We start from the raw sequence: 21,411 nt of genomic DNA on the forward strand, positions 1-21,411 counted from the left end.
GTTTCTGTTAACGACTGCTCTGCGGAGTTCTTTAATCCTTTTATCAATATTCGTTCATCATTCAACCCGATCTATTTTATATAAAGTAGCCTGGGCTTCATTGCCAGAGATAACTGTCAATTACCTTTTAATTCCGGTGACACGCCCCATCCTGCCTAGCAAAAAATAAAGCCGCCCAATTACTCAGGATTTGGAGGCTGTTTAAGGCGCTTTTCTGCCAATCACTTCACTCCCTTTCACACCATAATTCTGATAAATGTGCGCTGGTCTTGAAGGCTGGTGTCAACAAGACATATATAAGGAGTGTGGCATGGCATCAGTGTATGTAGGAATGACAGTGGATATTCTGCATCATGGGCATATCAATATTATTGAGCAGGCCAGGAAATATGGCGACGTAACCATTGGCTTGTTATCCGATGCCGCTGTGTCAGATCACAAGCGTTTGCCCTACCTGACGTTTGAGCAGCGTAAACGCATTGTCGAGAATATTCGTGGTGTCGTGAATGTGGTGCCGCAGGAAGAATGGGATTACGCGCCTAACCTGCTGAAATACAAGCCCGATATCATGGTACACGGTGATGACTGGCTGGATGGTCCGTTACTGCCTTACCGTGAGCGTGCACGTGCCGCGCTGGCCGAATATGGCGGTCACCTGATTGAGATTCCTTATACCCGTGGTGTCTCCTCCAATGAAATGGTGGGGTAGATGCAGGCGTTGGGAACCACACCGGATATCCGCCGCCGCACCCTGAAAAGGTTGCTGGCGGCCAAACCTATTTCCAGGTTTATCGAAGCCCACAACCCGATTTCCGCCCTGATTGCCGAACACGTCTCCGCACAACGCAATGGCAAAACCTGCCAGTTTGACGGGTTCTGGTCCAGCTCGCTGACGGATTCTACCGCACGCGGCAAACCGGATATTGAAGCGGTGGAGATCAATAGCCGCTTATCCAATATCAATGACATTTTCGATGTCACCACCAAACCTCTGATTATGGATGCGGATACCGGCGGCAAGCTGGAGCACTTTGAACTCAATGTGCGCAGCATGGAACGCCTGGGTATCTCCGCCACCATTATCGAAGACAAAATCGGCCTGAAAAAGAATTCCCTGTTTGGCAATGAAGTGCCGCAATTACAGGATGATATCGAACCCTTCTGCGAAAAAATCATGGCAGGCCGTGCGGCACGGGTCAGCGATGACTTCATGGTGATTGCGCGTATCGAAAGCCTGATCCTGGAAAAAGGCATGGAAGATGCTGTCAAGCGTGCACAGGCTTATGTCGGTGCCGGCGTGGACGGCATCATGATCCACAGCCGCCAGAAATCCCCCGATGAAGTATTCGAGTTTGCCAACATCTTCAAATCCGAATTCCCCACCACACCACTGGTGTGCGTACCGACCAGTTATAACAAGGTCACTGAAGAAGAACTGGCTGCACGTGGCTTCAACCTGGTGATTTATGCCAATCATATGATGCGTGCAGCCTATCCGGCCATGCAGCGCACCGCCATGGAAATCCTCAAGAACGGCAGGACCGCAGAAGTCGAGTCAGAATTGATGTCGATTAACGATGTGCTGGAACTGATTCCCGGAACTAAATAATTAGGAGCGCTATCATGATTGAGGCTGGTGCATTTCTGGAAGCCCTGCAAAACGAAGGCGTGCAATTTTTTACCGGCGTGCCTGATTCATTATTGAAAGAGCTGTGCGCCTGTTTTTCTGACCGGCTGTCTGAATCACATCATGTGATTGCGGCCAATGAAGGCGGCGCCACCGGCCTGGCCATGGGCCATTACCTGGCGACTGGCACGCCGGCGGTGGTGTATATGCAGAATTCCGGCCTGGGCAATGTGGTGAATCCAATTGCATCGCTGGCCGATCCGCAGATTTATGGTATTCCCATGTTACTGGTGATTGGCTGGCGCGGTGAGACTCAATCAGATGGCAAACAGATCCACGACGAACCGCAACACGTCAAGCAAGGCCAAATCACGCTGGAACAACTGGATCTGCTTGGTATTCCGTTTGAAATTTTCCAGACCGATATCAACTGTGTCGTGACACAAATCCCCCGTTTGCTGGCAATTGCCAAACGCAGGTCGGGGCCGGTTGCCCTGGTGATACGCAAGCAGAGCTTTGCACCATACAAGGCGAAAACAAGCAGAAAATCAGCCCCGGCAAATGACACTTTGCCCAGCCGGGAAGACATGCTGACCAATATCGTGCGCCTGCTTACAGATGAGGTGGCAGTCGTTGCGACCACTGGCATGGCTTCGCGTGAACTGTTTGAATTCCGGCATGCACAGAACAGTGGTCATGCCAGGGATTTTCTCACCGTCGGCGGTATGGGCCATGCCTCACAGATTGCCTGCGGCATCGCACTGGCACAACCGGACAGGCAGGTAGTCTGCCTGGATGGCGACGGCGCCCTGCTTATGCACATGGGCAGCCTGACCCTGAATGCGCAACAGCGTAACCTGGTGCATATCGTGTTTAACAACGGCGCGCATGATTCCGTTGGCGGCCAGCCAACCGTGGCTGCCCAATTGAACCTGTCCGATATTGCCAAAGCGGCCGGTTACCAATGGGTGATCCGCGTAAGTTCAGGCAGCCAGCTCAGCGAAGCCTTGCACTATGCGCTGAGCCTGGGCCAAAGCTGCTTTATCGAAGTACTGTGCCGCAAAGGTGCGCGTGCCGATCTTGGCCGCCCTACCCGCACGCCGGCACAAAACAAACAGGACTTCATGCAGTTCCTGGAAGAGGTTGAGTATGCCTGATCAGTCGCCCACCCTGCTTGCACACATCACGCAACAGAATAGCGTCAAAGCCTTATTCACAGCTGGTCCTGCCAGCCTGCTGGAAGAAAACCTGCGTGGTCTGCGCCCCTGTTTTGGCCGTGGCGATGAAGATTACCAGCAGGTGGAACAGGCTGTGCTGGATGCCCTGAAACAGATGAGCGGCCATGCACAGATTGCACGCCTGCAAGGATCTGCCAGCCTGGCGCTGGAAATTGCCTCGCTCAACTTTTTGTTTGGCAAAGTGCTGGTCATAGACAGCGGGTATTACGCACAACGCCTGGTGAGTTTTGCCGAAGCGGCACAGCGCCTGGGCCATGTCGGCTCAGTGATTGTCGCCAACTGGCAAGACCTTGCCAATATTGAAGGCAAGTTTGACTGGATTGTCGCCTGCTATACCGAAACCAGCATAGGCTTGAAACTGCCTATTCATGAATTACGCGCACTGGCTGATCGTGCTGGCGCACAGTTATTTCTGGATGCCACCGCTTCAATTGGCCTGGAATCAGCCCACGAACAGGCCGATGTGATTGCCTATAGTTCCTGCAAGGGACTGTTTGGCCTGACCGGCGCCGCCTTTATTGCCTTTAACCAGTTACCGACACAAACCGTGGATGGTTTTTATCTGGACCTGCATACGCACCTGGAACGGCGCATGACCGGCCCTTACCATGCAATTGCTTCCTTATATGAAGTATTACCGCAGCATCACGATTTACGTGAAGCGGTGTTTACCAATAAAGCAATGATGCTGCAAAAATTTTCCGGCTTTGATACCCATCCAGCCAGCCACCAGCCAGCGCTATGCACCTGGGTAGATGCCAGGATTGGTTCACATGACCCGCGTGCCGTGTTGTACGCACCGCGTGGTATCAGCCGTGGCAGTGTGGTTTGCCACCTGGGTGAAGCGCATTTGGGTAAAGCTGCGCGTGGCGAAATTTTAAACATGCTGGAGGTATTGGCATGAGTACACAAAAACGCATCATGGTGGATATGTCAGCCACGCTGATCCATCACGGCCATGTCCGCCTGTTAAAAGCGGCCAGACAACTAGGTCGAGTCATTGTGGCACTAACGACCGACGAAGAAATCCGCAGCAAAAAAGGCTATGAGCCTGAGCTGGATTATGCCGCCCGTACCGAAGTATTGTTAGCCATGCGCGACGTCGATGAAGTGGTGCCTAGCCCATGGCTGCTTGATGAAGCCTTTTTACAACAGCACCAGATTGATCTACTCGTCCACGGCCACGATAACAGCAACCCGGTTGCGGCTGAAAAATTACATATCCTGCCTCGCACAGAGGGCATCAGCAGCACGCAATTGCGTGCCCGTGTCCTGAAAGCCGTCAGCCAAAAAATGGAGGCGAACACATGAGCAATTTATGGCAACAAATCTGGGAAAAACGCACCCTGCAACCTCAGCACGCGATCACGCTGGACACATTGATCTCGCTGGATGGTTTTGATAGTGGTGCCGGCAAAATCAACCCTGCCGACTGGCAGGAGTACACCCGCCGCATCAGCGAAAAACTGGGATTAAAACCAGGTGACTCGGTATTTGAAGTCGGCTGCGGCGCTGGCGCTTTCCTGTTTGCACTACGCCAGCAATTTGCGCTTGAGGTCGGCGGCCTCGATTACACAGCCGGCCTGATTGAAGCAGCACAGCAAGCCATGCCGGACGGCGATTTCCATGTGCAGGCTGCGCAATCATTAGAAACTGAACCTGCTTATGATTTTGTGATTGCCAACAGTGTCTTCCATTATTTCGATGAAGTCATGGCGGCGCAGGTGCTGCAGGCCATGTGGAAAAAATCCCGGCATGGTATCGCCATCCTGGATATACCAAATGCTGCCACACGTGACGCCTGCGAACTTGCGCGCAGAGAGGCATTGACGCAAGCCGAATATGAAGAGAAATATAAAGGCCTGCACCACACTTATTTCACTCCTGAATGGTTTACCCGGCAACTGCCTGAGCGCTCGCATCAAGTGTTCCAGAGTTGCGTGCCTAATTATGCACAAAGTGAGTTCCGCTTCAGTGTGATTTTTTCCAAACATTTGCATGGATAACGCGTGATCATGACTACTTCCGCTATCAATACTTTGCCTGCCATCACTTTCTTCTACACCGACAATTGCGAGCGCCAGGCACTGGCACCTATCGCAGACGAAGCGGCAAGCAGAGGCATCCCTATTCAATGGAGCACGGATTCCAGGCAGTATGCCGAGATCGGCGTTTACTGCGAGCACGCGTGCAAGCCGAATGCCGGCTTTTCAATGATATTGCTGCACGACCTGGCACAGCGCCATGATATCTGGCCGCACTTCTGGCACCATGAGCCCTGGCAGGCGTTTGACATGGGGATTGTGCCCGGCCCGGCCTGGGTAGACCGCTGGCAAACCCAGGCAGTCTATGCCCAGGCGCGTCCTAAATTAGGTTTATTTGACCTTGGATGGCCCAAGGCTGACCTGGTTTACCGTAATCAGAACGAATTCAAACAGCAGGCACAGGCTTTGCGTGAGAAGCTGGGCCTGAAGCATGAGCGTTCAGTGCTGTATGCACCTTCCTGGGAAAACCACGGCAAGCAGGATGATTTTGTTCAGGCACTGAAAGACCTGCCCGTGAACCTGTTGCTGAAGCAGGCGCCATGGTCAGAAAAATACCGCTGGGTACTCAACAATATTGATGAGATGGATGCCTTGCATAGAGGCTGCGCTGACAACGTGTATGTGATTGACCGCGAAATCAGCATCATGTACTGCCTGGGCTTGGCCGATGTGATGGTGTCTGACGAGTCCAGCGTGCTGACAGAAGCCTTGTTGCTGGATGTGCCTGGCGTGGCCGTGATTGACTGGGTCATTCCTGACACCAATCCGCCAAGACCTGCGTGCGTACCTTATGACTATGTCACTAAAACCACACGCGCCAACTTGCGCGACACCGTATTGAACGTGCTGGAAAACCCGCAGCAATACCAGGCTGAGATTGACGAAAACAAACAGCAGCAATTCGCCTACCTGGGTGAAAGTGCCAGGCGTATTGTTGATAATATGGTCGCCGCTTTGCAAGGCCAACCGCTACCTACACCGCCACTCACTGCACAGGTGGAAATTGACCGTACGACTTACCTGCATGCGGAGAAACTTGCAGCTGAAGGCGATATGAAATTGTCGACACAAATTATGCTGGAGCTCATCAAGAAAGACAGCACTTGCTGGGAGCCATACAATGACCTGGGTACAGTGCTGGTAGGCCAAGGCCAATACGAGGATGCCGAATTACTGCTTGAAAAAGCAGTACATCTGGCGCAAGACAATCCGTCAATTCCTTTAAGCAACCTGACCGAGGTCTATTGCCTGCAGGAGAAAGCAGATAAAGCGCTGCAGACATTGGTCAAATTAAGCAAGCATGCGCCTAATGCAGCGGCTTCTATTCCACATATCCGCAAATGCATGGAAACGATGTTTTAGTTTTCCAAACGCTATTTGACGGGTTAGCAATCACATTCATTTAACTGCTGTGAACCTGCAGGATGATGATTCGTCATTACGGCTAATACCGGAATCCAGGCATGGTGTGATTTGAACTAATATGAGTTTAGATTAGGAACGTTGTCTTTCGCCTCTGGGCGAAAAGGATAGTTCACCATCCTAAGAAATACTTTCATCCGCACATACCCTACTTCAATATCGGCTAGCCTCTTCAAATCTAGCCACCATAAAAAAAGCCTGCCATTTTTCAATAGCAGGCTTTGATCACAACACGTTCATTAAGTAAACAACTGCCGTACCGGCAACCCCGCACGTGAAAACTCCGAGGTCAATCCATTCACATGCTGCTCCGGCAACCCCTGGATCAGGTTCTGCAAGCGGTTGAACACACTGATGAATGCCTGCAATTCATGATCCTGGTAGCTATAACCCAATTGCTCCAGCACTGCCAGTGATAATCCACCAATATCGGAGGGTGTTTGCGGATGCGGTTTGGCGCAACCACGGATACGGTGCAATGTCAGGAACAGGCCCCGCAAGGCCACGAAAGACACCGGCAACGGAATGGCAAAGTCCCATTCCAGGTCAAAGAAGTTGCCCTGCCCTTGCGCATCCACAACAAAGTTGGTCGGGGTGGCATCAAAATATTGGGATGGCAGCAGTGTTGTCGCACCTGCGAATTCCGGCAATGTATGGCCACCTTTAGTCACATTCGCTTCCAGGGCTTTCACCCAGACAGAAGCCCAGGCAGTCAGGTCTTCTACGCGCCAGCCAGGACGGTTGACCAGTTGGGTCAATTTGTCCATCCACAACGTGCCACCGTGGTAAGGCGATGGTTCCCAATCGGCTTGCAGCAATTTGGCCGTTTCCCCGGTATTGCGGGTACGGGTCGACAAGGTATTGTCGGCATGGACGAATTGGGTTTCCTTGCTGAACACTGCCTGGCGCTGGCAGCCGTAGTGTGCCGCCAGTACATCAGAGTGCTGTTTCCCGGCCTGCTGTGCCGGGTAAGCCACAAACATGAATGAGTTGGCCATATCTTCCACCAGGTGATTGCGTGCCAGCACTTGCCAGGCATTTTCCAGCGAGAAGGTCGGGTGACGCGGTGACTGCCTGTCATGCACAACCGAGCCAGCCGCCAATGCGCCGACATCCCAGCCCGCTGCCTTATGCGCAGGATTAAAGCCTTCAGGATAAATCACGGTCACCGGTGTTTTGTAATCGGGCAATGGCACATACAGTTCGGTGGTTGCAAAACCGGCACTGCGGATCAAGGCATCCAGCTCTACCCGGCCAAATGTGATCGGCGTGGTCGTGCTGTAGGAATCATTAATCCCATACATGGCCTGGCCCATGTGGTCTTCAGGCGCACCGCAGAAATACTTGAGGCCCAGCTGGTTTTCAATCGCCACAATCAGCATGCCGTCTTCCTTGAGGAAAGACTTGGCTTTTTGCAGCAAGGCCAGCAAAGGATTAGCTTCCTTGACATAGACCTGCGCATATTCAAGCACGCCGATCAGGGTGACGACATCGAATTTTTCATCGGTTTCATAAGACTGGATCAGGTCGCAGAACACGCTGACGTTCTGTAATTCAGCGCAGCGCTGACCAATGATACGCGCACGGTTAGGGCTGCCTTCCACGGCCACCACTTGTCCGCCCAGTTCCCCCAGGAAACGCGTCACTGCACCGCAACCGGCGCCCAGCTCCAATACTTTGCCGGAAGCAATTTTTTCCGAGAATGGGCGCAGCAGGTTGGCGCGCTGTGAAGTCAGGTGATAGTAGCTTGGCCAGTCAGTGGCTTTCGCTGAAAGCTCATCAGAAAACACGCTCCTGTCGCGTGACTGGCGGATGATGTCATACAGGCGCTGTTCGGCATTGCCGGCATCCTGGTAACCGAATGCTTCGGCCTGGGCACGCTGGTAAAAATTGTCCTGCGGACGGTAGATATAGCCACCCACAGTTACCGCTTTTGTATTCTCTACAGCCGGTGTGGCAACCTCTGCATAATAAGCGGCACAAATCTGCTGTAACCTTTGTACTGCAGCTTCCGGCAAACCATGCTGGCGGGAGAACTCAATCACTTCAGTGACTTCCTGCTGGTGGGTGGTTTGCATCAGGGCATGCACATAAGCCGTCCAGTACTCTTCCGTTTGCGGCGCCAGGATCACGGCCTGTTCCAGTAATGGCAATGCCGCTTTGGCGGATTCCGGCAAAGAAATCAGCCCCAGCCCATAATAAGCCACGTGGTGTTTCGGGGAGATACTCAAAATCTCCTGGTACAACGCAGCGGCTGGTGCCAGTTCGCCCTGTTCCTGGTGTTTGATGGCCAATTGCAGCACTTCTTCAATCGACTGTTCCAGCGCCTGCTGACCAGCTGAATCCTGGTCGATAGCTAAAGTTTCCATGTAAGGTCCTTTGGTGATAATTTGGTTTGCAGTTGGCGCAATAAGTGCTTCATCGCCTGCAAGCAGGTTGATATTAAAAGATTCAGGAGACTGGTTTTGACACCAGCGATACCACATATTGCGCAAAGCTTCAGCCAGTGATGCTGATAATCTGGCGGGCTGTGATAATAATGACTGCTGTAAGCGGTCACGCATGCCGTTGTGCAGTGCTGCCAATGCAGCCAGGTCAGCACACAAACTTTTTCCCTGTTCTATCCAGGCCTGGTGATTCGCGGCAATCCATGCCGGCAGGCCCGCATGTTGCATCAACGCCATGGCACCACGGCTGCTCAGGCGGTCACCTGCCAGACATAACGTTGGCACCCCCATCCATAAGGCGTGTGCGGTCGTTGTGACGCCATTAGAAGGGAAAGTATCCAGGCAGATATCCACACGGTGGTATTGCTGCAAATAATCAGCCATATCACTGCGTGCAACCAATTCCACCCTGTCTGCGGTAATCCCTGCCGCATCAAACCATGCCAGCAGGTGCGCATCATTATCAGTTGCTGCCATGCCGCCCAACAGCATGCGGCTGTCCGGTACGGCTTGCATCAACTGCGCCCACAATTGCACGGTAGCCTGTGTGATTTTGTTCGGGCGGTTAAAGCAGCCGAACGTGATATAGCCATTGTTAAGTGCGGGTAATGCCTGGACATCCGGCATATTCGCATCCGGGACAAAAGGCGCATTCACCGGCAGCTGCACCAGCTTTTCCGTAAACTGGCCATCCAGTTCTCCTGCCGGTGCCAACGCCGCATCTGCCAGGTAATAATCCATGGCGGCCAGGCCAGTGGTATTCAGGTAACCCAGCCAGCTGATTTGCACCGGTGCCGGCTTGCGTGCAAATGCCAATAAGCGGTTACCTGAGGTATGGCCGGACAGATCAATCAGGATATCTATCTCATCCTGGCGAATGGTCGCGGCCAGGGCTTCATCCGATAGCGCAGAGACTTCCTTCCAGCCAGCAAAATACTGGCGCATGTCTGCGGTCACTGTGTCACTGACCGGATGGTTGTAATAGGCATATAACGCCAGTTGCGGGTCACTGGCCAGCCCGGGCAGTAATGGCTGCAGGAAATGGGCGACGGAATGCGCCCTGAAATCTGCCGACACTATCCCTATCCGCAACCTGCGATCTGGATCACGGATATTGGCATGCGGCTGCCAGCCAGCTTTCAAGGGGGTTTCATACCTCTCGGCATAAGCCAGGTGTGACTGTAATAGCGTTGCTGTATCCACTTCCTGCGCATGGCTCATGCAGAACAGCAAATTGCTGAAACAACCCGCGTCAGCAGGTTGCAATGCCAGTGCCTGTCTGAAATGGCTGATCGCAGCAGGTACATCCCCCAGGTCCTTGAGTACAATACCCAGGTTATTGTAGGCAGCGGCATAATCCGGTTTCAGCGCAATTGCCTGCTCGAATGCCTTGGCGGCTCCCCTTAAATCGCCCTGCGCTTTCAGCACCAGGCCATAATAACAATGTTCTTTCGGGTCATTCTGATTGAGGTCCAGGGCATGTCTGGCCGGTTCGCGTGCATCTTCCTTGAGCAGCATGCGCACATCACTCAGCATTTTCCAGCCGTTCAGCCAGTCAGCATGCTGGTGTAACAATGCCTCTAAACGTTGCTGCATCTCGGCATATGCTGCCTGCTCAAACAGCGCAAGCAGAGCCGCTTCTTCGGCTTCCAGAGCATTCATCAGCTGCTCTGTGGCCGAGTCATTGATCCCCCAGCTGGCCATTAAAGATTGTAGTGCCTGTGTGTGATGACCACGCTGTAGTGCCTGCGCCAGCACGGTTTGCAGTTGCGGATGTTTAGCCATCTCCAAGGCATTGACATAGCTGCTGAGCAACTGCCATTGTTCTGACTCTAAACCATAGGCTTGCTCAAACAGGGCAATCGCCTGCGTTTGCTGTTGTTCATTCCAGGCCATCAGGCCCAGGTTATGCAAGGACAAGGCATGCTGCGGATGAATCTGCAGGATTTCCTGGTATAACGCACGCGCGGCCTGGGATTGCCCCTGCTGTTGCTGCGCGACCGCCAGGTCAAATACTTCGGCAATCGATTCGAGCAATGCCGCAGAGGGTGCCTGCTGGGCAGCTTCCCACTTGCGTGCGTATTGCTGATATTTCTCACGCCAGCGCTGCGTACCAAACGCCCCGCCACTCTGGTGCGTCAGGCGCACTGGCCATACACCCAGTTGCAATCCGGCCTGGGTGGCTGTGCGGCAGAAATCCAGGTCATAAAAATGAAAGTCAAACTGCGGGTCAAAGGTGACATTGGCTTGTACCAGGCGCTGTTTATAGGCAGCCAGGAACACGCCATCCATCAACTGAGCGCTGCCTGACGGTTTGCCATAGGCAGAAACCGGTCCAAATGCATACTGGCCATGACCAACCGTCCCGCGCAAATACACAGGGTCATCCCAGGTAAACCGGGTATCGACAAAGCACCACGCAGGCTGGCCTGGCTGCAGGCGTGCATTACCCGCCACGCCAATGACGTCATACTGCTGCAAACCGTTAGACACGCTTTGCACAAAGGTATTTTCATCAATCCAGACATCATCATGGATAAACACCAGCAAGGCATTATCCGGTGCCGCAGCTATCGCTTCATTGAAAATCTCCGACAATCCGCGAGTATTCTCGCAAGCCACTTTTGCCACCAGGCGTGCATCCTGCTGCATATGCCGCGTCAGCGACCTGCCCAAGGCTGACTCACGCCAGAAAGTGGCTTCATCCATACGCGTAGCGCTGACGACCCAGACTGGCGTATCGCCGGCAAAGGCTGCTTGCACCGGCGTCTCGGCCAGGCATTGCTCGGGTTTCAGCTTAGTCAGTGCTTGTTGCCACAAACTGAACAGCAATTGCTCGAAATCATGCGCGAACTGCCCACCATTCATCAAAGGTGAAGCGATCACCTGCGCGCGTAAGCTGGCACGCAATGTCGCCAGGGCATCCAGGTCACGGCCAAACGCAATGGCTTTGCGGATATAGTCCTCACGACTGGTTGCCACCCACTCAGGCAAACCGGTGCAGGTCATAAAACTGGCACCCTGGCGCGCAATCAGGGTATCACCCAGCACAGTCAGCGTCGGTACGCCCATCCACAACGCCTCGCAGGTAGTGGTGCCACCGGTGAACGGGAAAGTATCCAGGATCATGTCGATCTGGTGATGGTTTTTCAGGTACTCTCCCCTGGACACGCCGCCAGCCAGGGTGCAGCGCTCGGCCGCAATACCATGTCTCTGCAACCAGGTGAATGCCTCTGCGCGCACCTTGGCATCATTGAAAGCCCTGGTCTGCCAGTACAACCTGGCCGAAGGCAGGGCTTGCAGGATTTCTCCCCAGCAGGCCAGCACATCATCGTTGACCTTGCTGTATTTCTGGAAGCAACCGAAAGTCACCGCGCCCGTCGCCAGCGCTGGCAGATCGTTGACGGCGACATCATAGTCCGGGATAGCGAAACACATGCGTGTATGTGGCAGGTATTCCACCTGCTCGGTAAATTGTGCCGCAACCTGTCTATCTATGCTGACCGGATCAGCAATCACATAATCCATGGCCGGCAAACCGGTGGTCCCCCAGTAGCCCAGCCAGGTCGCCTGTACCGGGGCGGGCCTATGAGCGAAAATCGGCAGGCGGTTACCTCTGGTCAGGCCGGACAAATCCAGCAGGATATGAATACCATCTTCACGGATCTGCTTGGCCGCTTGTGCATCTGTCAACCCGGCCAGGGAGCACCACTGGTTGCACAACGCTTTCAACTCATGGGAAAAAGCATCTTCGCAACCATCGGTGGAATAACCATAAATTTCCAGGCGGCTGGCATCAAACTTCTGCAACCACTGATGCAGGAAATAACCCACCGGATGTTTACGCAAATCAGCCGATACCACGCCGATACGGATACGTTGCTCCTGTGCATGCACATGCCAACTGTCATAAGGCAGCACATGTTGCATGATGGACGTACCCAGTTGGCGCGCGTACTCCAGGCTTTCATCGTGTGACAAGGTATTGACGTAACTATTGCAAAATAACAGGTTGGTCAGTGTCATCGCATCGCCAGGTTCCACTGCCAATGCCTGCTTCAAAATCTCAATCGCTTTTTCGACCTGCCCCATATCCAGATAAATATTGGCCAGGTTGACATATCCGCCGATAAATTCCGGATGACTGTTCAATACTTTTTCCAGGCAAGTGATGGCTTCATCGAAGCGCTCCAGCTGGCGCAAAATGACACTGTAATTACTCACAATCACTTTAGCGTCCGGTAATTGCTGCAAGGCCTGCTCATAATAGTGGCATGCCTTGTCATATTCCTGCCGGGTGCCCTCGATCAGGCCCATGTTCGCCAGTACATAAGGATTATCCGGATCCTTTTCCATGGCTTTCAGGCAGCAGCTTTCAGCCTGGCTGTACAAATGCTGGTTGATCATTTCAGTCGCAAAGCTATTCAGGGACTCCGCGCTGAAATCCTCAAGGCGCAGGATCTGGTCCAGGTATTGCTGGTATTCCCGTGGGCGCTGCGTCACACGGTATAACTTGGCCAGCCCTTTCAGTACGGATAATGCCTGTGGCTGTATGGCATAACCGGCCAGCAACCATTGCTCGGCTTCATTGAAATTTTCTTTTTCGAGGTATAGCGCCCCTAAATGGCCGTATGCCTCGACGTAATCAGCCTGCAGGGCGATTGCGGTTTCATAGGCCTGGATGGCCTCACTTTCATTGTCCAGTAACGCCAGCGCCACCGCCATATTGAAAAAAACAACCGCGTTTTGCGGTTCCAGCCCTGCGGCTTCGCGATAATATTGAATCGCCTCCAGCGGCTTGTCTGCTTCATGCAACAGCGTCGCCAGTTCAAAATTGACACGCCCATCCTGTTGCTGCACCTTCAGGCCTCGGCGCAGCAGTTTTTCGGCTTCCTGCAATTGCCCGGTTTGTTTCAACTCACCCGCCCAATTCGCATAAGCGCGGCTGAAGCCGGGATTCAACTTGATGGTCTGCTGGTAATATTTGATGGCTTGCGAGTGGTCTTCCTGCTGGGCGTAGACATTCGCCAGGTTATAAAACACCTCGGCATCTTTTTTCAGTAATTTGCCGGCCTGGGAAAACGCGTCTGCGGCGGCAGCGAGATCGCCTTGCTGCTGGTACAGGCTCCCCAACAGCTTCCATGCCAGTCCTTCCCGCGGAAAATCTGTAGTGATTTTCTGCGCCAGAGACATGCATTGTGCCCACTCGCCCTGTTGCCAGGCCTGTATCAGTTGCTCCATCCAGTAGGGACTATCCTTTTCCGGCGAAGCAGCGGATGGCAAAGAAGCAGACGACGGTCTCATAAAAGAAATTCCAGAAAATTTCTCTTATTATTGAAAATTCAGGCGCAAATGGATTGCCCAAAAAAAGCGGGAAAAACCGGTCAACTTGCCTGTTTCAAGCAGCTTGATACAGTGAAATAGCCAGGAAAGCCGCGGCCAAGCTCAAAACACGGGAAACTTCCTCTCAATGCAGAGCGTGATAGTGCGAGATCAGAAGATTAAAGTCACCGGCAACATTGCCGTAAACAATGTCCCTGAGGGCTGCGATGACGGTTATTGAGAGAGCATCAAGCGCGCTCAGGCAACTTGTTCCTGCAATACCGGCAGGTCAGGCTCCCATCGCACCAGCTCGTACAAACTGCATTGCAAATATGCGCAGAGCTTATTGAGATGATCGGTACTGGCGTTATAAGCGCGGTCTTTTAACATGCGGTGCAGCGTCATGCGGCTGATACCGCTGGCATCCGCTATTTCCGTGACAGTGATGGTCCTGCCCCACGCCAATTGTTTTTGTAACATCACCGACTTTAGTTCAACGTAAATCACATTTTTTCCATATTCAATGACCACACCCTCTCATGCAGGTCATGGTTGAGGGCAGATAGCCAGCATAACGTAGCTCCCCGCTTTGCCCTTGATGCATATCAACCAAGCAGGCCAGTGGCAGGAGAAGCAGGTATACATTATACAATTTTATATAATGTATAAAATGACAATCCTATGAAATCCGGCGATTAAACGCAGTTTATTTCAGCGGGCAGGAAGAATTGCACACGATGCTACTTTCTGGCACGCGTGACTTTGGCTGGCGGACTGTCCGGGACAGGTGTTGACCTTTCGTTTTCTGGCGCACGCTTTGCCAGCGACGGTAGCATATGCTTGCCTTTGCGTGAGCCGAAAAAATGCGAATAGGCCCAGGTAAATTCTGCGCCCAGCAGGAAGATTTGTGCGGAATAATAAATCCAGACCAGCAATGCAAGCAGCGAGCCTGCCGCGCCATAACTGCTGGAAATAGCGCTACGGCCGATATAAATACCAATCAACCATTTACCCACGGTAAACAAGGCGGCAGTGATGGCAGCGCCTGTCCACACTTCACTCCAGCGGATACTGGCACGCGGCATAACTTTGTAAATCATGGCGAACATGCCGGTTGTCAGTAAAAAACTGAATACAACATTGACAATAGAAGCAATCAGCATCCAGTCCGCAAACACCGGCGACCACCATTTATTCATGGCAGAGAGGCCGGCACTGAAAATCAGTGACACCATCAGTAAAAAACCGATACCCATGATCATGCCGAACGATAACAGCCTGGCACGTACCAGGCTCCACAAACCGCTATTATCCCTGACCGGCGCCCGCCAGATCCTATCCAGCGAATCTTGCAACTCCCCGAAGACGGTGGTGGCGCCGACCAGTAGCAACACCATGCCTATCGCGGTGGCCGCAACGCCTTCTGTCGGTTGATTGGTACTTTCCAGCAATGCCTGTACCGCGCGTGCACCCTGCTCGCCCATCAGGCTGTTCAGTTGGCCGAGAATCTCTCCTCGCGCCGCTTGCGGCCCGAACACGATGCCGGAAATGGCAATGACGATCAGCAATAATGGTGCAATCGAGAACAGTGTGTAATACGCCAGCGCTGCGCCCATGCTTTGGGCATGGTCATCGTTCCATGACCGGAATACGCTCTTGATAAATATCCACGCCTGTTTGACCGGCATCGTTTATTAAGCCTGTCAATCTGTGGTAATCAGGGCAGATGTACTGGGCGACGTTACCATATCTTCCTGCAGTATCTTTTCCGCTGCTGGCACAGGTGGCTCAGCGGCGTTTGTGCCATTTAATACCTGATCCAGATATTGCAGCCCCTGGGTTTTATCCTTGAAAACGGCAAAGGTTTCATCGGGGTGCTGGACGAGATAACCCCATTGCGTAAATGTTTGCGGGGCAAGTTTGATATATAACGCGTGCAGCGTATAACCGTGACTTGCAAACAATGGTGCTCCGAATTCTGAAAGCATGGCAAGCTCCTGACATGAAACTGGGAAGGATGCCTGCACAAACACACGCTATTGCGATGCAGGCATTAGCCGTTACAGGATACAAAGAGGGAGAAGCAGGCGGTATAAGCCTATCGCGTATTTCGCTGTCAGATATGACCGCGATAGCGGCCAGCACCTATTGCCGCCTTAACAGGATCGTGATGAGCAACACAGAATCCGCCAGCGCCTTGACCGTATGCGCATCATCCGCTTTCAAGTACACCAGCTGGTTGGCTTCCAGCACCTGTACGCGGCCATGCATGGTCAATTCCACCACGCCCTGCAGGCATTGTATGGTCAGGTCCCCGGCAGCGGTATGCTCCGGGGTAGACTTGCCTGACTTGAGGACGAAGCGGAATACTTCAATATGATTTTCCCGGATCAAGGTGGCAGAAGCCGTCGCCTCCAGATTGCCGCCCACAGGGCTGATGTCGATAATATCGCCTGGTGCAAAATGCTGGATACTCATGTGCCACCTCCATTCAGGTCAAGAAATCAAGTCTTTCGCTGCAACGCCGGGCGCCTGAACAATGTCAGCAAAATCTGGCTGGCAATGGATACGGCCCCGATGATAAAGACCACATCACCAAACGTCCTAACCCAGCGCAGCGTTTGCATATGCGGTTGCTGCATGAAAGCCTCGCTGCGCGCATACCACAGACCTTCGCTGACACTGGCCTGGAACTGCAGGAAACCTATGGGCAGCAGGCTGGTGAAGATCATCAGCAACAGGCCAATATTCAGCGCCCAGAAGCCGGTTTTCATCAGCCGTTCGTTAAACGCCACCTGTGGGTACAGATAACGTAATACCAGCAAGGTAAAACCCAGCGCCAGGAAACCATACACCCCAAACAGTGCCGCATGGGCATGCACGGCCGTGGTATTCAGCCCCTGGATGTAATACAGCGAAATCGGCGGATTAATCAGGAAACCGAATACGCCGGCACCCAGCATGTTCCAGAACGCGACTGCAGCAAAACAGCATAAGGGCCAGCGCAGGTTATTCAGCCAGGCAGCCCGCGTGTGTATATGCCAATGATGCCACGCTTCATAACTCAGCACCAGCAAAGGAACCACTTCCAGTGCACTGAAACTGGCACCCACCGCCATAATCGGGGTCGTGGTGCCCGAAAAATACAAGTGGTGGAAAGTGCCGGGTACGCCCCCTATCATGAACAATGAGGCAGAGGCCAGGCTGGTCACGGTCGCCGTTGTCCGGGAAACCAGTCCCAGCGATAGAAAGACATAGGCCAGAGCAACCGTTGCAAACACTTCAAAAATGCCTTCCACCCATAAATGCACCACCCACCAGCGCCAGTACTCCATCACGGACAGGTTGCTATGCTCACCATAAAACAGGCCGGAACCATAGAACAGGCCAATGGCGATCACCGATGCCGTCAGCAAGGCCAGCAGATTTTTATCGCCGGCAGGCACTTTAAGTGCCGGGATCATGCATCGCAGCATCAACCCCAGCCACAGCAGCAGGCCAATAAACAGGGCAGCCTGCCAGAAACGGCCCAGGTCTATATATTCATAGCCCTGGTGGCCGAACCAGAAATTAAACCGGATCGGCAATAGATTGGCGATCGCCGTATATTGGCCGAGGAAAGAGCCCACCACTACGATCAGCAAGGCCACAAACAGCAGATTGACACCCAGTTTCTGGTAAGCCGGGTCACGACCGCCATTGATAATCGGGGCCAGGAACAACCCTGCCGCCAGGAAGCCGGTTGCGATCCAGAACAGTGCGCTCTGGATATGCCAGGTGCGTGTCAATGCATAAGGAAACCACTGGGAAACATCCACCCCGTAAAACTCTTGGCCTTCTACGGTGTAATGCGCGGTAAAACCACCAATCATGACCTGGAACACCAGCAGCGCGGCGACAATAAACAGGTATTTCCCCAGGGCCCGTTGCGAAGGTGTCAGCACTAAAGTGGTAATCGGGTCCAGCATGCCCGTGACCGGCAAATCTGCTTCTTCTTTACGCAGCATAGAGGCACCCAGGATCAGGAAACCGACCCCTGCCAGCAACAAGATCACGCTGCCCATGGACCACAAAATATTTTCACTGCTCGGCTGGTTGCCGATCAACGGCTCGTGCGGCCAGTTATTGGTATAAGTCACCTTGCCATCAGGGCGCTCAGTCGCTACGGCCCAGGCTGTCCAGAAAAAGAAATTGGCCAGTTTCTGCCGGCTTTCAGCCGCTGGCAAAGTATTGTCCTTCATGGCGAATGCAATGCGTGTCTGCTTGAGCGCCGCCGCATCGGAAAACAAGGCATCGTAATAAGCCGCCGCCTGCTGCACCGCTGCCGCACGCCTGGGCGTCAGTTGCAATACACCCTGCGCATCCAGCCGGTTACTGCGGTATTCTTGCTTCAGCAACTCACGCAGGCCAGCCTGATGCACGGCATCCAGCTCGCTGTAGGGCTTCTGGAAAGCGTCCTTCGCAGCCATGTCCAGCCATGCCACCAGTTCACGATGTAACCAGTCTGCAGTCCAGTCAGGCGCCTGGTAAGCACCATGTCCCCAGACAGAGCCTAGCTGCATCCCGCCTACGGATTGCCAATAAGATTGCCCTTGAAGAATATCTTCCCGGCTAAATGATACCTGGGAATCAGCACTGCTCACCCGCTCCGGCACCGGAGGTGCGAACCGGTAAATCTCGGACCCATAATAGCCGAGGATAGTGAAAGTGACGATCAGGACAGCGATCAGGATAAACCAAAGCTTTTTATACGCCCCCATATGTTTCCCCTTATTATTGAGTTTGGATGATCACGCTCGAGACTGCCTGGAAACTATAGCACTAATCACAGGCGGAACGAGGCAGCGCATACTTGGTTGAAGTATTTGTTTATGGATTATTTGATCTTTATCAAACTTATTCAAAACACGGCAAGAAGAATATCTTGACGTGGTGGCCCAACTTACAGGGCAAGAAAAATGGAGCGGGAAATAAAAAACCAGCTGAACAGCTGGTTCTTAAAAATCCTCTTTTGTTTTTTCTAATTGGCCGGTTGCGCAAAGAGGCCTGCATGGCCAGCCTTGCAGTGCGCTCTTCGTTTGCTCACACCAATCTCATGACAGGTTCTCAACCATCCTCCTGTCATGACACTTACCGGATAACGACGCCCCAGGGCAGTTTTCCTACGGCAATATCCTTGAGTTTGGTATTTGTTTGGGTATCAATCACGGACACATTATCACTACGGCCATTGGCCACATACAGCTTTTTACCATCTGGTGTCAGCGCCATATTCCATGGCCGCTTTCCGACTGCGACCGTGGCGATGATGCGCTGACTGGTAGCATCAATCACACTGACATTGTGGTCGCCACCGTTGCTGACATAGACACGGCTGCCATCCGCATTCACGACCACCCCGTTGGCCCGCAAACCCACCCTGACCGTTGCCTCCACCTTCCAGCTTGCGGTAGAGATGATTTCCAGCAAATTGGCAGCTTCATTGGCAACATAAGCCAGTTTGCCATCAGGGCTGAAAGCCACCCCGCGCGGATGCTTGGTTGCGGCGACCAAATGCTCGGACTTGAACGAGGTGAGGTTAATCACATCCACATTATTACTTTTCTCGTTACTGGCCAGCAGCCATTGCTGGTCAGGTGAAAAAACACAATGCTCAGGATTGCGCCCCTGGGTCGCGATGGTTTTCTTCAGCTGATTGGTTTGCAGGTCTACCAGTGCCACGGCATTTTCCTCTTCCAGGCAAGCGGCCAGTAGCTTTCCATCCGGTGAAATATCGATACCCTCAGGCTCATCGCCGACTTTAATCAAGGCAGTTTGCACGCCTTGTACCGTATCCACGACGGCCACTGCGTTTTTATCACGCACGACCACATACAGTTTCTGGTTAGCGGGGTGGATGGCAACTGCCTGGATTTTCTTGCCCAGCCTGCCATTGGCTGGCAATTGTTTCACTACCTCATCTGTGCCGGTATCAATGACAGATACCGTGCCATCTTTTTCATTCGGGACATACGCCATTGGCTGGGAAAATGCAGAGGAACAAAAGAGGGTGAATACACATGCGGTCAATGTATATCGCAGGTTGCCTTGCATAGGGAATCCTTCAAAAAAAATTGGCCAGTTGTTACAAACAACTGGCCGTATGGAGATAGATCTTATGCAAATCAGTTAAATCTAAAATTTAAATGACAGATGCATAGTAGTCGCTTGTTTTTCAAAACTATAGCGAGAAACTTCCCGATATGATTGGGAAAAACTCCCGACAACGCCAGGTCATCCCTCCTTTGATGGTGCCTGGTACCAGGATTGTTCACCTAACAAAACCTCAGGGCAGGCTTCCGATGAACTGGCCAAAAGCTCTCGGTTGTGAACCTACGGCAATGGATGCTTTCACATTCAAGCTTTGCCCATCTATCACGGCCAGTACATTCTTCATCCAGCTAGCGACCAGCACCTGTTGGTGCACGGTATCGTAAGCAATGCCCTCAGGCGTGCCTGGCACACGTATGGTACGCATCACCTTCTGGCTGACCAGGTCGATCACGCTGACAGTATCCTCACCGGTATTGGTCACAAACAACCGCTGCCCGGCACTGTCTTCTACCACGCAATAAGGGTGGTCACCAACCGTCCATGTATGCACGACTTTATTGCTTGCTGTATCTACCACACTGACAGAATTTGAATACACATTGACAGCGAATAACTGTTTGCCATCCGCACTTAACGTCAGTCCAAACGGATGCTGCCCGACATTGACCCGGCTGAGTTCCTTGCCGGATTGCGTATCAACAACGCTGATATCATTGCTATCCCGATTGGCGACATATAACGTTGCACCATCCTGGCTCAGCTGCAAGCCGCCTGGCGCCTGGCCAACTTTGACCCTGGCCATGATGGTCCCGGCGTCAGCGGCGATGATCAGGATGGTGTCGTGATACCAGTCAGCCACATATAAGCGGTCGCCATTACGATTGACGGTGATGCCGACCGGCGAGATTGGCAAGGCAATCGTCTGAATCACCTGCTGGCGCACCATATCGATCACGGACAACGACTTGCCCTCGACATTGCTGATATAAGCCCTTTGGTGAAGGTGATCGATTGCCACACCCACCGGTGCCCTGCCCACCTTGATGGTGCTGGTTACCCGCTGCTGTTCAAGGTTGATCACCGAGACCGTATCTTCGCCCTGGTTGGTGATATAGGCACTCCCGCTTGCCTGCCCCAATAGCGGCATGCTTATTCCCAGCACACATAGCCAAGCCCTCAATCCCGGCAACCTCACTTTATTCATGCCTGACCAGATA

Annotated in this window: 15 protein-coding genes; 7 read left to right on the forward strand and 8 right to left on the reverse strand. The window is 52.9% G+C overall.

The genetic code is table 11. From position 1 onward, the window contains the following. Positions 1 to 310: 310 nt before the first annotated feature. From BLP53_RS13750 to BLP53_RS01170, 7 genes are read left to right on the forward strand one after another with little or no spacing between them, the layout of a single operon-like run. Entirely contained in the window at positions 311 to 709 is a 399-nt protein-coding gene (locus tag BLP53_RS13750; RefSeq protein ID WP_245652558.1) for an FAD synthase family protein, read from the forward strand. Next, positions 710 to 1,609 carry a phosphoenolpyruvate mutase gene (gene aepX, locus BLP53_RS01145; RefSeq protein WP_245652559.1) on the forward strand — a complete coding sequence of 300 codons (900 nt, stop codon included), beginning with the start codon at positions 710 to 712 and terminating at the stop codon, positions 1,607 to 1,609. Between the two features lie 14 nt (positions 1,610 to 1,623). Further along, positions 1,624 to 2,784 (forward strand): phosphonopyruvate decarboxylase, encoded by a 1,161-nt coding sequence (gene aepY, locus BLP53_RS01150; RefSeq protein ID WP_091468581.1) that lies wholly within the window; start codon positions 1,624 to 1,626, stop codon positions 2,782 to 2,784. Next, complete coding sequence (locus BLP53_RS01155) at positions 2,777 to 3,769, forward strand: pyridoxal-phosphate-dependent aminotransferase family protein (protein ID WP_091468584.1); 993 nt, start codon at positions 2,777 to 2,779, stop codon at positions 3,767 to 3,769. The genes aepY and BLP53_RS01155 overlap by 8 nt, the downstream gene beginning before the upstream one ends. Then, positions 3,766 to 4,176, forward strand: a complete 411-nt coding sequence (locus BLP53_RS01160) for an adenylyltransferase/cytidyltransferase family protein (RefSeq protein WP_091468588.1) — start codon at positions 3,766 to 3,768, stop codon at positions 4,174 to 4,176. The genes BLP53_RS01155 and BLP53_RS01160 overlap by 4 nt, the downstream gene beginning before the upstream one ends. Continuing rightward, positions 4,173 to 4,871 carry a class I SAM-dependent methyltransferase gene (locus BLP53_RS01165; protein WP_091468591.1) on the forward strand — a complete coding sequence of 233 codons (699 nt, stop codon included), beginning with the start codon at positions 4,173 to 4,175 and terminating at the stop codon, positions 4,869 to 4,871. Before BLP53_RS01160 ends, BLP53_RS01165 begins: the two co-directional genes overlap by 4 nt. Before the next feature lie 9 nt (positions 4,872 to 4,880). Continuing rightward, positions 4,881 to 6,272, forward strand: a complete 1,392-nt coding sequence (locus tag BLP53_RS01170) for a CDP-glycerol glycerophosphotransferase family protein (protein ID WP_091468594.1) — start codon at positions 4,881 to 4,883, stop codon at positions 6,270 to 6,272. A gap of 299 nt (positions 6,273 to 6,571) precedes the next feature. On the opposite strand, the gene BLP53_RS01175 is transcribed toward BLP53_RS01170, so the two are convergent. From BLP53_RS01175 to BLP53_RS01210, 8 genes are all read right to left on the reverse strand, one after another. Further along, positions 6,572 to 14,083, reverse strand: coding sequence for an O-linked N-acetylglucosamine transferase family protein (locus BLP53_RS01175; protein WP_091468597.1), 7,512 nt, complete (start codon positions 14,081 to 14,083; stop codon positions 6,572 to 6,574). A gap of 276 nt (positions 14,084 to 14,359) precedes the next feature. Beyond that, on the reverse strand, positions 14,360 to 14,581 hold the full coding sequence (locus tag BLP53_RS01180; protein WP_245652560.1) for a helix-turn-helix domain-containing protein: 222 nt from the start codon (positions 14,579 to 14,581) through the stop codon (positions 14,360 to 14,362). 260 nt (positions 14,582 to 14,841) lie between these two features. After that, positions 14,842 to 15,789: a YihY/virulence factor BrkB family protein gene (locus BLP53_RS01185; protein WP_091468600.1), complete on the reverse strand. Its 948-nt coding sequence runs from the start codon at positions 15,787 to 15,789 to the stop codon at positions 14,842 to 14,844. A gap of 15 nt (positions 15,790 to 15,804) precedes the next feature. Further along, entirely contained in the window at positions 15,805 to 16,089 is a 285-nt protein-coding gene (locus BLP53_RS01190; protein WP_091468604.1) for a hypothetical protein, read from the reverse strand. Positions 16,090 to 16,246: 157 nt separating this feature from the next. Then, on the reverse strand, positions 16,247 to 16,579 hold the full coding sequence (locus BLP53_RS01195; RefSeq protein WP_091468607.1) for a cupin domain-containing protein: 333 nt from the start codon (positions 16,577 to 16,579) through the stop codon (positions 16,247 to 16,249). Positions 16,580 to 16,605: 26 nt separating this feature from the next. Continuing rightward, positions 16,606 to 18,861 (reverse strand): nitric-oxide reductase large subunit, encoded by a 2,256-nt coding sequence (locus BLP53_RS01200; RefSeq protein ID WP_091468611.1) that lies wholly within the window; start codon positions 18,859 to 18,861, stop codon positions 16,606 to 16,608. A gap of 370 nt (positions 18,862 to 19,231) precedes the next feature. Further along, the gene (locus BLP53_RS01205; RefSeq protein ID WP_091468615.1) at positions 19,232 to 20,194 is read right to left on the reverse strand and encodes a beta-propeller fold lactonase family protein; all 963 of its coding nucleotides are present in this window, start codon (positions 20,192 to 20,194) and stop codon (positions 19,232 to 19,234) included. A 232-nt stretch (positions 20,195 to 20,426) separates the two neighbouring features. Then, positions 20,427 to 21,341, reverse strand: coding sequence for a YncE family protein (locus BLP53_RS01210; RefSeq protein ID WP_091468619.1), 915 nt, complete (start codon positions 21,339 to 21,341; stop codon positions 20,427 to 20,429). Positions 21,342 to 21,411: the final 70 nt, after the last annotated feature.

The organism is Methylophilus rhizosphaerae (assembly GCF_900100975.1).
In the GTDB taxonomy this organism is placed as follows: domain Bacteria; phylum Pseudomonadota; class Gammaproteobacteria; order Burkholderiales; family Methylophilaceae; genus Methylophilus; species Methylophilus rhizosphaerae.

Excerpts from the sequence above, each read along its gene's own strand:
- BLP53_RS01190 (WP_091468604.1), bottom strand. The coding sequence starts at position 16,089 with ATGCTTTCAGAATTCGGAGCACCATTGTTTGCAAGTCACGGTTATACG.
- BLP53_RS01185 (WP_091468600.1), bottom strand. The coding sequence starts at position 15,789 with ATGCCGGTCAAACAGGCGTGGATATTTATCAAGAGCGTATTCCGGTCA.
- BLP53_RS13750 (WP_245652558.1), top strand. The coding sequence starts at position 311 with ATGGCATCAGTGTATGTAGGAATGACAGTGGATATTCTGCATCATGGG.
- aepY (WP_091468581.1), top strand. The coding sequence starts at position 1,624 with ATGATTGAGGCTGGTGCATTTCTGGAAGCCCTGCAAAACGAAGGCGTG.
- BLP53_RS01155 (WP_091468584.1), top strand. The coding sequence starts at position 2,777 with ATGCCTGATCAGTCGCCCACCCTGCTTGCACACATCACGCAACAGAAT.
- BLP53_RS01160 (WP_091468588.1), top strand. The coding sequence starts at position 3,766 with ATGAGTACACAAAAACGCATCATGGTGGATATGTCAGCCACGCTGATC.
- BLP53_RS01165 (WP_091468591.1), top strand. The coding sequence starts at position 4,173 with ATGAGCAATTTATGGCAACAAATCTGGGAAAAACGCACCCTGCAACCT.
- BLP53_RS01175 (WP_091468597.1), bottom strand. The coding sequence starts at position 14,083 with ATGAGACCGTCGTCTGCTTCTTTGCCATCCGCTGCTTCGCCGGAAAAG.
- BLP53_RS01210 (WP_091468619.1), bottom strand. The coding sequence starts at position 21,341 with ATGCCGCTATTGGGGCAGGCAAGCGGGAGTGCCTATATCACCAACCAG.
- BLP53_RS01195 (WP_091468607.1), bottom strand. The coding sequence starts at position 16,579 with ATGAGTATCCAGCATTTTGCACCAGGCGATATTATCGACATCAGCCCT.
- BLP53_RS01205 (WP_091468615.1), bottom strand. The coding sequence starts at position 20,194 with ATGCAAGGCAACCTGCGATATACATTGACCGCATGTGTATTCACCCTC.
- aepX (WP_245652559.1), top strand. The coding sequence starts at position 710 with ATGCAGGCGTTGGGAACCACACCGGATATCCGCCGCCGCACCCTGAAA.
- BLP53_RS01200 (WP_091468611.1), bottom strand. The coding sequence starts at position 18,861 with ATGGGGGCGTATAAAAAGCTTTGGTTTATCCTGATCGCTGTCCTGATC.
- BLP53_RS01170 (WP_091468594.1), top strand. The coding sequence starts at position 4,881 with ATGACTACTTCCGCTATCAATACTTTGCCTGCCATCACTTTCTTCTAC.
- BLP53_RS01180 (WP_245652560.1), bottom strand. The coding sequence starts at position 14,581 with ATGTTACAAAAACAATTGGCGTGGGGCAGGACCATCACTGTCACGGAA.